This window comes from Micromonospora sp. NPDC005305 (assembly GCF_040607315.1).
Lineage (GTDB): Bacteria > Actinomycetota > Actinomycetes > Mycobacteriales > Micromonosporaceae > Micromonospora.
In genome coordinates this window covers 44,676-58,049 of sequence record NZ_JBEXGL010000014.1, presented here as the reverse complement: position 1 = coordinate 58,049, position 13,374 = coordinate 44,676, and the positions used below count along the sequence as shown (strand labels likewise).

The 13,374-nt window shown below is 73.8% G+C and carries 13 protein-coding genes; 9 read left to right on the top strand and 4 right to left on the bottom strand.

The genetic code is table 11. The features are described 5' to 3' along the window. Positions 1 to 70: 70 nt before the first annotated feature. From ABZS80_RS22600 to ABZS80_RS22585, 4 genes are all read right to left on the bottom strand, one after another. A complete protein-coding gene (locus tag ABZS80_RS22600) occupies positions 71 to 445 on the bottom strand; it encodes a hypothetical protein (protein ID WP_355058696.1) in 375 nt (124 codons plus the stop codon). A 28-nt stretch (positions 446 to 473) separates the two neighbouring features. After that, the gene (locus ABZS80_RS22595; RefSeq protein WP_355058694.1) at positions 474 to 689 is read right to left on the bottom strand and encodes a hypothetical protein; all 216 of its coding nucleotides are present in this window, start codon (positions 687 to 689) and stop codon (positions 474 to 476) included. A 168-nt stretch (positions 690 to 857) separates the two neighbouring features. Continuing rightward, complete coding sequence (locus tag ABZS80_RS22590) at positions 858 to 2,051, bottom strand: low temperature requirement protein A (protein WP_355058692.1); 1,194 nt, start codon at positions 2,049 to 2,051, stop codon at positions 858 to 860. Positions 2,052 to 2,286: 235 nt separating this feature from the next. Next, positions 2,287 to 3,126 (bottom strand): DUF4253 domain-containing protein, encoded by an 840-nt coding sequence (locus tag ABZS80_RS22585; RefSeq protein WP_355058690.1) that lies wholly within the window; start codon positions 3,124 to 3,126, stop codon positions 2,287 to 2,289. Positions 3,127 to 3,249: 123 nt separating this feature from the next. Between ABZS80_RS22585 and ABZS80_RS22580 the strand changes: the two genes are divergently transcribed. The 9 genes from ABZS80_RS22580 to ABZS80_RS22540 all read left to right on the top strand — a co-directional run bounded on the left by ABZS80_RS22580 (position 3,250) and on the right by ABZS80_RS22540 (position 13,325). Beyond that, a complete protein-coding gene (locus tag ABZS80_RS22580) occupies positions 3,250 to 4,809 on the top strand; it encodes a phage tail sheath subtilisin-like domain-containing protein (protein WP_355058688.1) in 1,560 nt (519 codons plus the stop codon). A gap of 11 nt (positions 4,810 to 4,820) precedes the next feature. Next, positions 4,821 to 5,342: a phage tail protein gene (locus ABZS80_RS22575; RefSeq protein WP_262285740.1), complete on the top strand. Its 522-nt coding sequence runs from the start codon at positions 4,821 to 4,823 to the stop codon at positions 5,340 to 5,342. A gap of 5 nt (positions 5,343 to 5,347) precedes the next feature. After that, the gene (locus ABZS80_RS22570; RefSeq protein ID WP_355058685.1) at positions 5,348 to 6,061 is read left to right on the top strand and encodes a hypothetical protein; all 714 of its coding nucleotides are present in this window, start codon (positions 5,348 to 5,350) and stop codon (positions 6,059 to 6,061) included. Continuing rightward, a complete protein-coding gene (locus ABZS80_RS22565) occupies positions 6,058 to 6,927 on the top strand; it encodes a hypothetical protein (RefSeq protein WP_355058683.1) in 870 nt (289 codons plus the stop codon). Before ABZS80_RS22570 ends, ABZS80_RS22565 begins: the two co-directional genes overlap by 4 nt. After that, the gene (locus ABZS80_RS22560) at positions 6,924 to 8,174 is read left to right on the top strand and encodes a DUF4255 domain-containing protein (RefSeq protein WP_355058681.1); all 1,251 of its coding nucleotides are present in this window, start codon (positions 6,924 to 6,926) and stop codon (positions 8,172 to 8,174) included. Before ABZS80_RS22565 ends, ABZS80_RS22560 begins: the two co-directional genes overlap by 4 nt. Then, positions 8,171 to 10,081 (top strand): ATP-binding protein, encoded by a 1,911-nt coding sequence (locus tag ABZS80_RS22555; RefSeq protein WP_355058679.1) that lies wholly within the window; start codon positions 8,171 to 8,173, stop codon positions 10,079 to 10,081. Before ABZS80_RS22560 ends, ABZS80_RS22555 begins: the two co-directional genes overlap by 4 nt. Before the next feature lie 462 nt (positions 10,082 to 10,543). Beyond that, a complete protein-coding gene (locus tag ABZS80_RS22550; protein ID WP_355058677.1) occupies positions 10,544 to 11,305 on the top strand; it encodes an ABC transporter permease in 762 nt (253 codons plus the stop codon). Continuing rightward, a complete protein-coding gene (locus ABZS80_RS22545) occupies positions 11,302 to 12,543 on the top strand; it encodes a betaine/proline/choline family ABC transporter ATP-binding protein (RefSeq protein WP_355058675.1) in 1,242 nt (413 codons plus the stop codon). Before ABZS80_RS22550 ends, ABZS80_RS22545 begins: the two co-directional genes overlap by 4 nt. Then, entirely contained in the window at positions 12,540 to 13,325 is a 786-nt protein-coding gene (locus ABZS80_RS22540; protein ID WP_355058673.1) for an ABC transporter permease, read from the top strand. Before ABZS80_RS22545 ends, ABZS80_RS22540 begins: the two co-directional genes overlap by 4 nt. Positions 13,326 to 13,374: the final 49 nt, after the last annotated feature.

The following is a 13,374-nucleotide window of genomic DNA, read 5'->3' as shown; positions in this document are numbered from 1 at the left end:
CTGCGGCGCGGGCCTGACCCCGGCAGGGTAGAACGCGCTGCGTCACCCCGGCGTCACATCGCGGCGGCCCTCACGGGGTGACGTCCCGGCCGACCAGGATGTCCAGCCGGGCCGGTTCGGCGGTGTCGTTGGTGAAGGTCAGGCTCGCCGGGTCCGCGCCGAGCAGCCGGGCCGCCCCGGTGCCGAGGAAGGCGTGCGCGCCGTCGAGCGCGATCGCCGTGCCGTCGATCTCGTACGACAGGTCGGCGCTGGGCGTGGCCGGCACGATCAGCACCATGCCCACCCGCTCGGTGCCGGCGGGCACCAGGTCCACCTGCTGGCTCTCCCCGGCCGCGATCTCGACCGAGACCTTGTCGTACGCCTCGACGTCGACGACGCCGGTGGCCGCGATCTGCGGCCCGTGGGCCACACGCACCTGGAGGCTCCAGTTGATCTTCTCGGTCATGGTCCTTCCCTCGGTCGGGCGGTGGGTGTCACCGCGCTCGGTGACCGGTGAGGATCTCCACCAGTCGGCTGCGCACCACCTCGACGACCGCGTCCGGCGAGGTCACCGCCCGGCTCTCCGGCCGGCCGCCGGCCAGGTCGACGCAGCTTGTCACCAGGGCGCGGAAGCCCAGCTCGTCCGGCCGGTCCTCGAACCACACCCGGACGACCACCACCCCACCGCGGTCGGGGTCAGGGGCTGTCACGGGAGCGCCTCCGGAGCGGGAGTCTGGTGCGCGGGCCGGCCCAGCCTGCCGCCTGTCCGTCACCGGCCCGTGCCCGCCGCGTCACCGTGCCACCTGGCGACCGCGCCGGGCCCGCCACCGTTTCGCGGCTCGCACTTCAGCACTGATCACGACCGGCAGCCTGTCGTGTTAGAGGCGTCGCGGCGGCCACCCGGTTGTTCGGTCGCCGGGTCGGGGTTGTTCCGGTGGGCGGTGGGCCGAGCGGCGGGTGTCGATGGCTGCGATGCCGCCCAGGATCACGGTGGCGGTGATCGCGGCGGCTAGTGGCGGCGCGGCGGTCAGTGGTACGACTGCCAGCAGGAGGGCCAAGGCCCCTATCCAGCGGTGCGGGGACGCTCGGGAGAAGACGGCCCGTTCCAGAGCGCCCCGGCCGGTGAGGTAGCAGGCCGGCCCGCCGAGGATCATGATCAGCCACGTGGGGTAGCTGTGTTTGACGGGGTGGGTTTGGACGATTTCGTGGCCGATGGCGGTTGCCACGATGCCGAGGATCATCACGACGTGGGCGGACGCGGCGAAGCGACCCAGTCCGGCCGGGTCCTCGGCGTCGGCGACGGCGTCGCCGAGAAGTTGGCCGGCCTTGTGGAAGTAGATGCGCCATAGCAGGACGGTCGTGAGGAACGCCAGCAGCAGGCCGAAGCTTTGGTAGCCGCCGACACGGCCGAGCCCGGTGGCGTAGGTGACGCCGACAGCGAGGATCGTTTCGCCCAGGGCGATCAGCAGCAGTTGCTGGTACCGTTCCGCCAGATGGCGCGGCGCGGTGGCCCATGCCGTCGCTCGCCCCTTGCCCAGGCCTGGTACCGGCCATCCCCGCCACGCGGAGCCGAGATCAACTAGGACCGCCGCGAGCCACCAGGCGGCCTGCGTCCCACCCGAGGTCAACGCCCCGCCGATCCAGAACACCCCGGCCACCAGGAACCAGATCAAGGCCCGAAAGTACAGTCGGGCCAGCGCGTGCCGGCCCAGCGCGTAACCGAAGACCATCGCGCGGCTGACCTGAGCGAGGACGTACGCCACCGCGAAGGTCATTCCCGCACCGCCGAACGCGTGGGGCACCGTCGCTCCCATGACCAGCAGCGCGAACGCCGTCACCACGATCGTCCACTGGGTGTGGGCGGCCCGCGGGTCGAACCGGGCGGTGATGTACGAAGTGATGATCCACAGCCACATCAGCGGCATGAACAGCAACAAGATGCGTCCGATCGCGGTCCACTGCGCCGCCAGGTCGCCGCCGCCCACCGATGGCGCCGCGAACGCCACCAACCGATTGAGCGCGAACACCATCACCAGGTCGAAGAACAACTCCACGTAGGTCGCCTGCTGCACGCTCTCCTTGCCGCGCAGCAGCCTTACCGCGTGTCCCCGTCCCCATCGCCGATCGGCCATCACTCGCCCATCCCAGCGGATCTGCACTCCACGCGACGCGTCTTGGAGAAAACCCGACGCACCGCACCACCTGGAGCATTACGCACGGGCCCATGGACGGCCTACAGACGATCACGCGGTGCCGCGCCGCGGCTACCCCGCACCGCCAGCGTCATCTTGGACGGCGGCGGCCGTACTAGGGACGGTCGTGCAGGAACCAGGCGTCGCTGCGGGCAACGGCCATGGCGAGCTGCCACTGCTCGTGCTGGAGGCTGCCGCCGACGGCGAGGAGCTGACCGGCCAGCTCCCAGGCCGGCATGCCCGGCTGCGGTTGCCGGGACACGACGAACTGCAGCGTGGTGCTGAAGGCGGCCACCAGTTCGGCCCCCCAGTGCCGGTGCCACTGCCGCATCGCCGCGGCCCACGCCTCCGGCCCGCCGGGAAAGCTCGCGCCGAAATAGCCGATCCAGGCGGGCGCGAGCCACGGGGACGTCGTGGGCAGCAACACCAGTTGCGCCTCGCGCACCGGGTGCCAGGTGCGGGTGCCGACGAGCGACTCATACCAGCGGCGCGCGTTCTCCGCGAGGGCCGGGTCCGCCAGCAGGGTCTCGTAGGTCCACCGGTCCAGGGCCGCCTCGCTCGTGGGCACCGTCAGCAGTCCGTCGGCCAGCGGCAGCCGCTCGGCACCAAGGAAGGTCCGCACGTAGCTCTCGACCTGCCACGGCTCCATCGGATGCTCGTCCCGGTGCCGCCGGTACACCGTCCACGGGTCGACCTCCCGCGCCGCCCGCTCCAGGTCGTCGATCTCGACCGCGGTGGGCTCGTGGTGCAGGTCGCCGGGCAGAGTGAACACCGGCCACCGGCCCGTGACCGGCGCGGCCGTCCGGGCCGCGCGCCAGGCCTCGAGCAGGCGGCCCGGATCCACATCGCCGACGAGGACGGCGCCGCCGATCCCTTCCTCCACGGGATGGTCCTGAAGGGCCGTTCCGTGGAACGCGCCCGCGATCGTCCGGAGGTCCCACAGTGGCGCTGTCACGGCGCGGACGGTAGCGGCAGCCACCGACATCGGGCCGACACGGCCGGGTGACGGCGCGGTGACGGGCGGGCGGCACAGTCGCGCCAGCGGCGTACGGCACGCCCGTGGAGTCGAGGAGTCGTCATGGCGGCAACGCTCAGCCATCCCGGGGTCTACATCCAGGAGATACCCGGCGGCAGTCGCACTATCACCGGCGTCGCCACGGCCGTGGCCGCGTTCGTCGGGCGGGCGCTGCGTGGGCCGGTCGACGTGCCGGTGGCCATCTCCTCGTACGCGGAGTTCGAACGCACCTTCGGCGGCCTGTGGCGGGACAGCGGCCTCGGCTACGCGGTGCGCGACTTCTACCTCAACGGCGGCAACCAGGCGGTGATCGTCCGGCTGGCCCGCGACGCCACCAGCGCGCAACTCGACCTCAACGGGGCGCTCACCCTCGACGCGCTCGGGCCGGGCGGCTGGGGCAACGCGCTGCACGCCGAGGTGACCCACGCGAGCGGCGAGGAGGCCGCTACGGTCGCCGACCAGCAGGGGGTGGACGCCGACGAGCTGTTCCACCTGACCGTGCGGGAGGGCCCGGCGGAGAACCCGGTGCTGGTCGAGACGTACCCGAACGTGACCCTGGTGGACGGGCCGCGCCGGGTGGACACCGTGCTGGCCGCCTCCCGGCTGGTCCGGGTCGGCGCGGCACCGGCGTTGCCCGGCACCGGCCGCCCCGACGCGGGCGGCTACGACGTGGACACCACCGACCCGGCGGCCACCGGCACCGACGGCACCCACCTGACCGCCGCCGAGTTCACCGACGGCGGCGCGCTGGAGGCCACCAAGCAGGGCATCTACGCGCTGCGCGACGCCGACCTGTTCACCCTGCTCTGCCTGCCGCCGTCGGTGCCCGACCAGGCCCTCGACGACGCCGTGTGGGCCGACGCGCTGGACTTCTGCGTACGCCAGCGGGCCTTCCTGCTGGTCGACCCGCCGCCCACCGAGACCTCCGACACCGTCCGGGCCTGGCTCGGCGCGCGCGGGCTGACCGCCAACGGCCGCAACGGCGCGCTCTACTTCCCCCGGGTGCGCCGGCCCGACCCGCTGCGCGACGGCGCGGTCCGCGAGTTCGCGCCCTGCGGCGCGGTCGCCGGGGTGATGGCCCGCACCGACGCGGCGCGCGGCGTGTGGAAGGCGCCCGCCGGGGTGGAGGCGGCCCTCGCCGGGGTGACCGGGCCGGCGCTCGCGCTCACCGACGGCGAGAACGGCAACCTCAACCCCTACGCGGTGAACTGCCTGCGCACCTTCCGGGCCACCGGCACCCTGGTCTGGGGCGCGCGGACGCTGCGCGGGGCGGACGTGCTCGCCGACGAGTACCGCTACGTGCCGGTGCGGCGGCTGGCGCTCTTCCTGGAGGAGACGCTGGTGCGGGCCACCCAGTGGGTGGTGTTCGAGCCCAACGACGAGCCGCTGTGGGCGCAGGTCCGCGCGTCGATCGGCGGGTTCCTCCAGGACCTGTTCCGGCAGGGCGCCTTCCAGGGCCGCACCCCGCGGGAGGCGTACTTCGTCAAGTGCGACAGCGAGACCACCACGCAGTACGACATCGACCGGGGGGTGCTGAACATCCTGGTCGGCTTCGCGGCCGTCAAGCCGGCCGAGTTCGTGGTGATCGGCATCCAGCAGCGGACCGCGGCCGCGGCGACCTAGGAGGAGCGGGCATGGCCGAGTTCACGGTCAACGCGCAGCGCTTCGACCCGTACAAGAACTTCAAGTTCCGGGCGAAGTGGGACGGGCGATACGTCGCCGGGATCAGCAAGATCGGCACGCTGAAGCGGAGCACCGAGGTGGTCACCCACCGCCACGGCGGCGACCCCAGCAGCAGCCGCAAGTCCCCGGGCCGCACCGAGTACGACGCGATCATGCTGGAGCGCGGCGTCACCCACGACCCGGACTTCGAGCAGTGGGCCAACAAGGTGTGGAACTACGGCTCCGGGCTGGGCGCGGAGACCTCCCTGGCGGACTTCCGCAAGGACATCATCATCGAGATGTACAACGAGGCCGGGCAGCTGGTCATCGCGTACAAGGTCTACCGGTGCTGGGTGTCCGAGTGGGTGGCGCTGCCAGAACTGGACGCCAACGCCAACGCCGTGGCCATCCAGAGCATCAAGCTGGAGAACGAGGGCTGGGAACGCGACTACACGGTGGCCGAGCCCGCCGAACCGTCCTTCGTCGAACCCTGACCGCCATGACCACGCTCGATGACCCCGGCCGGCTCCTCGCCGTCTGGGAGGCCGCCGCGACCGCCCCGCCGGCCGCCCGCGGCCCGGTGCTGCTGCACGCCGCCGGGCTTCTGCCCGACCTCGACGCCGCCCTGGACCTGCCGGTCGGGACGGTCGCCGCGCTCGCCGCCCGGCTGAGCGTCGACAGCTTCGGCGACCCGGTCGACGCCGTGCTCACCTGCGGCTGCGGCGAGGTCCTCGACGTGGCGCTGCCCCTGGACCCGGTCGCGGGGCTCCCGACCGGTGACGCCGGTGCGGTCGCCGGCGGCACCCTGCGGGTCCGCGCCCCCACCGCCCGGGACCTGCTGGCCGCCGGGCGGTCCGGGGACCCGCTCGGCACGCTGCTGGCCCGTTGCGTCCGCGACGCCGGCGGCCGGCCCGTCGCACCCGGCGACCTGACCGCCGAACAGCGGCGGGCCGTCGACGCCGCCGCCGAGGAACTGGCCGGCGCCGCCGCCGTGGTGCTTCGGACCCGCTGCCCCGGCTGCGGGGACCCCGTGGTCGCCGCGCTGGACGTAGCCGAGCTGCTGTGGGAGCGGGTCGCCGGCCGTGCCCCCGCCGTGCTGGCCGAGGTGGCCACCCTCGCCGCCGCGTACGGGTGGGCCGAGGCCGACATCCTCGCCCTGCCGGCCGGGCGGCGGCGCGCGTACCTGGCCCTCGCGGCGGAGCGGGCGGCGTGAGCGGCGCCGAGGGGTTCTTCGCCCGGATGGCGCAGCGGGCCACCGGCCGGGAACCGCTGGTGCGGCTCCGCGCCCCGCAACCCTTCGAGGTCGCGTTGCCCGACCCGCCGGCCGACGTGCCGGTCGAGGTGCCCGCGTCGACCACGCCGACGCCGGCGCCGTCCCGCGGGATCCCGGACCGGCCGGCCGCGCCGCCCGGCCCCGCTGCCCTCCGCACGACACCGGTACCGGGGACGCCGGCCGCCCCGGACCGGTCGCCGACCGACCGGGAACCGCCGGCCAGGCCGCCCGAGGCCACCCCAGCCGCCCCGGACCGGGCCGCCGCGCGGACCGCGCCCGTCGGCCCGGCGGGCCCCGAGCCGGATGCCGCCGTCCCGACCACCACCGCTCCCCCGGCGGTCATCCGACCGCCCGACGCCGAGCCGCCACCCGACCCCACCGGGCCGGCCGCCGTCGTCCCGCCCGCGCCGCCGGCCCCGTCGCCCGTCGCCCGCCGGCCCGCCCCCACTCCGGTACGCGCCGCCGCGCCCGACCTGGCCCGGCTGCTCCGCGAACGCCTCGGCCCCGCGCTGATCGCCCGCCGCGCCGTGGAACCCGGGGAGCGCCTCGTCTTCGTCGACCGGCCGGCCCGGGCCGGCGCGCCGCCCCGGCCCGGCACCGCCGAGGTGCGCCCCGGCCCGATCCGTCCCGCCCCCACCCCGCCCGGGACGGCCGAGGACGCCCCGCCGGCCGGCGACGTGCACCTGCACATCGACCGGGTGGTGGTCACCCGGGCGCCCGCGCCGCCACCGCCCGCGCCGCCCACTCCGCCGCCGTCCACGGTGGACCACACGGCGTACCTCGCCCGCCGCCGGGAGGGCCGATGAGCAACGGCCTGGCCATCGCCGCGGTCACCTCGACCCTGCGGTACGTCCTCGAACGGGCCCTCGACGCCACCCACCCCGGGCCGGTCGGCGGCGCCACCGTCACCACCCTGCGCCCCAACCAGCTCTCCGACACCACGCTGGTCTCCACGCCCGGCATCAACATCTACCTGTACGACGTACGCCCCAACCACGCCTGGAACCTCACCGACCTGCCCACCCGCAGCCGCGACGGCGGCTTCACCCGCCGGCCGGTCGCCGCGCTCGACCTGTACTACCTGCTCACCTGCTACGGGGAGGCCGAGTCCCTCGACGCGCAGCGGCTGCTCGGCCGGGCCGTGCTGGCCCTCGCGGTCACCCCGACGCTCACCCGCGACCTGGTCACCGCCGCCATCGACCTGTACGCCGACGACGTGCCGACCGCGTTCCTCTCCGAGTCCGACCTGGCCGAGCAGGTGGAGCGGGTCAAGGTCGCCCCGTACACGCTGTCGGTGGAGGAGATATCCAAGCTGTGGGCCACCTTCGCCACCCCGCACCAGCTCTCCCAGACGTACGTGGCCACGGCCGCGCTGGTCGAGGCCGACGTCACCCCGCGCCGGGCCCTGCCGGTGCGGCAGCGCACCGTCACCGTGCTGGCCGGCGGCCCCGCCGTGCTGACCGCCCTGGTCACCGACCCGCCCGGCGGGACCGCCGCCACCGGCGACCGGGTCGAGCTGCGCGGCGCCGGGCTGCGCGGCCGGCCCGGGCAGACCACCCGCGTCCACGTGGGACCGGCCGTCCTCAACCCGGAGCCGGGCGGCACCGACACCACCCTGGCCGTCACCCTCGACGGCACCGTGCCGGCCGGGCTGCACGGTGTGCGGGTCGCGCACGTCACGCCGGCCGCCGGCGGCGCGCCCGCCCGGGTCACCGCCGGCTCCAACGCGCTGCCGCTGCTGGTGCGCCCCACCGCGTCGGTGGTGGACGGCCCGCCCGACATCGTGCTCGGCGTCGACCCGCCGCTGATGCCCCGGCAGCGGGCCACGGTCCTGCTCACCCGGCTCACCCCCGGCCCGGCCGGCGAGCCGGACGCGCTGGCCATCCGGCTCGCCCCGCTCGCCACGGACGCCGCCCCGCAGGACCGGCTCGCCCTCGCCGCCGGGGACGTGCCCACCGGCGACTGGCTGGTCCGGGTGCAGGTCGACGGCGTGGACAGCCTGCCCGACCTGGTCGGAGAGGTTTACGGCGCGCCCGCCCTGACCGTGCCGTGACCGCCGCCGACCGCCGGGCCCGCCCGGCCGGCCCGCCCGCCGTGCCGTGGGACGAGGCGAACCGGCTGGCGCTGGTCGCCGAGCTGGACGTGCTGCGGGTGCGGCTCGTCGCGTACCCGGGGGAACCCGACGGGGCGGACCTCGCCGCGGCCGAGGGGCGGCTGGCGGCGGCCCGCGCGCTGCTCGACCGGCCCACGGCGCTCGACGGGCTGGCCGCCGCGCTGCGCCTCACCGGCTTCGAACGGGCCGTGCTGCTGCTGGCCACCGGCCCGGAGCTGGCCGGCGAGGTCGCCGACGAGCTCACCGCCGCGCACGGGCAGCCCCGCCCCACCTTCGGCCTCGCCCTGGCCGCGCTGCCCGGCCCGCACTGGAGCGCGGTCACCCCGGACGGGCCGCTGCGCCGCTGGGACCTGCTCCGCCTGCTCGACCCGGACACCCCCACCGGCAGCCCCCTGGTCACCGAGGAACGCGTGCTGCACCACCTCATGGGCGTCCGCTACCTGGAACCCGACCTCGCCGCCGTGGCCCGGCCCGTCCCGGCGCCCGCCGCGCTGCCGCCCGCGTTCGCCGCCGTCGCCGCCACCATCCGCACCGTCTGGGAACACGGCCGACCCGCCGTGCTCCAGGGACCCCAGCCGGCCAACCTGCCGGTGGTCGCGGCCGCCGCGGCCGACGCCGCCGGCCGCGAGCTGCGGCTGGTCGCCGTGGCCGACCTGCCCTCCGCGGTACGCGACCGCGACCGGCTGCTACGCCTCATCGGGCGGGAGAGCCTGCTCGCGCCGGCCGCCTGGGCGTTCGACGCCGACGGGGCCCGCCCCGAGGACGCCCGCGCCCTGATCCGCGCCCTCGGCACGCTGCCCGCCCCGGTCGCCGTCCTCGGCGCCGTGGACACCGTGCTGGCCGACGGCGTGCTGGTCGGCGTACCCCGGTTGCCCATCGCGGAACGGGCGGCGGCGCTGGACGCCGCGCTCCACCGGCACCTTGCCGACCGGGCGACGGGCGAGACGGCCGCAGTGGCCGGGGTGTTCGACCTGGCCCTGCCCGACCTGGAACTGGCCGCCGGGGACGCCGCCGCCGGCACACCGCTGTGGCAGGCGTGCCGGGCCCGCTCCCGCAGCCGCTACGGCGGGCAGGCCCGGGTGGTCCGGCCCCGCGCCGGCTGGGCCGACCTCGTGCTGCCCGACACGCACGTGACGCAGCTGCGGTCGCTGGTCGCCGCCGTGCACCACCGCACCCGGGTGCTGCACGACTGGGGGTTCGCCGACCGGAGCAGCCGCGGCCTCGGCACCGCCGCCCTCTTCGCCGGGCCCAGCGGCACCGGCAAGACCCTCGCCGCCGAGGTGATCGCCCAGGAGCTGGGCCTGGACCTGGTGGTGGTCGACCTCAGCCAGGTGGTCAGCAAGTTCATCGGCGAGACGGAGAAGAACCTCAGCCGGGTCTTCGACGCCGCCGAGGACGGCGCGGCCGTGCTGCTCTTCGACGAGGCGGACACCCTGTTCGGCAAGCGCACCGAGGTGCGCGACAGCCACGACCGGTACGCCAACCTCGAGGTCGGCTACATGCTGCAGCGGATGGAGTCGTTCACCGGGCTGGCCATCCTCACCACCAACGCCCGATCCGTGCTGGACCAGGCGTTCCTGCGCCGGCTGCGGATCGTGGTGACCTTCCCCTACCCGGACCGGGCCGCCCGGGAGACCCTGTGGCGGCGGGCGTTCCCGGCCGGTGTGCCGGCCGACGTCGACCCGGAGCGGATGGCCGCCGTGGACCTGCCCGGCGGGGGGATCGCCGCGGCGGCGCTGACCGCGGCGTACCTGGGGGCGGACGGGGACCGCATCACCGGGGAGCAGGTGGCCACGGCGACCCGGTGGGAGCTGGCCAAGAACGGCCGCTCCCTGGGCGGTCGTTGACTCTTGGTCCGCGGGTTCGAGTCCATGGCGGCCCACTTTGATCCTTCGTGCGAACGCCATGGAGCCACGCCCCGGGCGCCGAGCTGATGGCGGTCACCTGGCCGCCTCCCACGTCGTTGTCTCGCTGTCCCTGCATCGGACCCATTTGAGGCTCCAGTCCCGGGCCGGCCGAACTGACGAGGAGCCCATGGCGTACCGTGGCACCCCCATGATCGCCTTGTACAGAAGTTTCTGTCCGGAAGGAGGAGACGGCCAAGGTGGTGGCGCGCCGACACTCCGTGTCGCTCGGCGTGCCCGTCAGAGCTTCCCTGCTGACTTCTCCAACCGACTCCACGTCCCACACGGAGGGCCTTTGCCGAACGCCTACGCCCGAAATGTGATGGCCAACCGGCCATGGCAGGTCCAGCACCGTCGCGGCTATCTCTGGCCAGGGGCCTGCCAGCCGCCGAGGGGACGTGTCAGATGACGTTCTTCGAATACCTGGAAAGCCGCCGCGACCTGCTGATCGCCCAGGCCATTGAGCACGCCACGATCGTGTTGATGGCGATAGCGCTGGCGACGCTCATCGGCATGTCCATCGCCGTCCTCACCTACCGCCACCGGCGCGCCCGGGGAATCGCCGTCGCGGTCGCCGCCGCTGTGCTGACCATTCCTTCCTTCGCGCTGCTCGGCCTGCTGATCACGCCGCTGGGCTTGGGGTACCTCCCCGCGTTGGTCGCGCTGACCCTGTATGCGCTGTTGCCGATCATCCGTAACACGGTGGTGGGACTGACCGAGATCGACCCCGCGCTGACCGAGGCCGCCCGCGGGATCGGGATGAGCCGGATACGGTCGCTGTGCACGGTCGAGATACCGCTGGCCTGGCCGGTTATCCTGGCCGGTATCCGGGTCTCCACCCAGATGACCATGGGCATCGCGGCGATCGCCGCGTACGTCGGCGGGCCGGGCCTGGGCAACCAGATCTTCTCGGGCCTGGCCAACCTCGGCGGCGTGAATTCGCTGAACCAGGCTCTGATCGGCACGCTCGGCGTGGTCGTCCTCGCCCTCGTCGTGGACATCTGCCTGGGCTTGCTTGGCGTGCTGACCAGGGCCGGCCGGGGCACCCGGCGGCCCCGATCAAGGTCAACCGCGCCGTCCCTCGCCGAGCAACCAGATTCCGTTCTGGCGCTCGCCGGCCCGCCGGCCCTCGCGGCCCCGTCCACCGCCCAGGGAGGTCAACGATGACCGCTGACGTGATGATCGACCTGCAACAGGTCAGCAAGCTCTACCGGGGACAGAAGACCCCTGCGGTCGAGGACGTTTCGATGACCATCCGGCGGGGCGAGATTGTCGTGCTGGTCGGCCCTTCCGGCTGCGGCAAGACCACCACCATGAAGATGATCAATAGGTTGATCGAGCCCACCTCCGGGCGGATCATGGTGGACGGATCCGACGTCACCTCGCTCAACCCGACCGAGCTGCGTCGGCGCATCGGCTACGTCATCCAGCAGGTGGGGCTCTTTCCGCACATGAACGTGGCGACCAATGTCGGGTTGGTGCCGAAGATGCTCGGTTGGGATCGCAAGCGGATTGACGCCCGGGTCGACGAGCTGCTGCACCTGGTCGGGCTGGAACCCGGCCAGTACCGGCACCGCCTGCCACGTCAACTCTCCGGCGGCCAGCAACAGCGCGTCGGGGTTGTCCGGGCGCTGGCTGCCGACCCTCCGGTGATGCTGATGGACGAGCCGTTCGGCGCTACCGATCCGTTGACCCGGGACCGGCTGCAGAACGAGTTCCTCCGGCTGCAGGAGAAGCTGCAGAAGACGATTGTCTTCGTCACCCACGACTTCGACGAGGCGGTCAAGATGGGCAGCCGCATCGCGGTGCTCGGTGACCGGTCGAGCATCCGGCAGTTCGACACCCCGGAGCGGCTCCTGAGTAACCCTGCGGACAAGACGGTGGCCCAGTTCATCGGTGCCGGCGCCTCACTCAAGCAGCTCAACCTGCGCCGGGTCGACGAGGTCGACTGGGACGAGGCCGAGTTGGTCCGGCTGGACGACTCGCCGACGTCGGCGCTGCGCCGGCTGGACGAGACCGGCGAGTGGGCCGTACTGAGCATCGACAGCGAGCGGCGCCCCGTGCACTGGATCACCGCCCGGGACCTGGATCCGCATCAGGACAATCTGCACGGGATGGGCGGGCCGGCCACCGTGGTGGAACCTCGTGCCACGCTGCATGATGCGCTCGACGCGATGCTCACCAGCAGCAGCGGTGCTGCGGTGGTGGTCGACGACGCCGGCCGGTACCGCGGCACGGTGACCATCGACCGGCTGATGCGAGCGATCGGTGAGATGCGCGAGACCGAGCGGCGCCGCGATCGGCCGGTGGCGGAGGCGCCTGAGACAGTGGACGGGCCGAAAGCCGCAGCGGTGCCCGTGCAGGGCCGTGGCGCCGGGTCGACGACGGATCGGGAGACGCCGTGAGCGTCGGCACGCTCGGCTCCGGTCAGCTCGCGGACGCCGCCCCACCCTCGCGGTGGCGGGGCCTGTTGCGCCGACACGCGACCATGCCGCTGGTGCTCGCGGCGGCGCTGCTCACCACATACCTCTGGGTGAGCTCGCTTGCCCTGGACGACATCGAGCGACGCTCGCTCAACGCCGGGCAGCTGTTCCGGGTGACCGGCCAGCACGTCTCGATCTCCGCGATGACCACCCTGCTGGTGGTGGTGATCGCGGTCAGCGCCGGCGTTTTGCTCACCCGCCCGGCGCTGCGCTGGCTGGCGCCGTTCGTCACCGCTCTGGCCAACGTCGGTCAGGCGATGCCGGCCATCGGGCTGCTGGTACTGCTCAGCATCTGGTTGGGCATCGGCACCGGCACTGCGCTGATCGGGCTGGTGGCCTATGCGGTGTTGCCCGTGCTGCGTAACACGATCGTCGGGATCAACGAGGTCGACCGGCATCTGATCGAGGCGGGTCGGGGCATCGGCATGTCCCCGCTCGCGGTGCTGCTGCGGGTCGAGCTGCCGCTGGCGGTGCCGGTGATTCTCGCCGGCGTGCGCACCGCGCTCGTTCTCGCGGTCGGGGTCGCCACGCTCGCCACCTTCATCGACGCGGGCGGACTCGGCGGACTGATCGTGACCGGGATCAAGCTTCAGCGTGATCCCGTCCTGATCACCGGCGCGGTACTCACCGCCGCTCTCGCCCTGACGCTGGACTGGCTCGGCGGTGTGATCGCCGATCTGCTGCGCCCGCCCGGGCTCCATTGATCCATAGGTTCACGTCCCCTTTCCCCAACCGGCGCCCCGTGCGCCATGG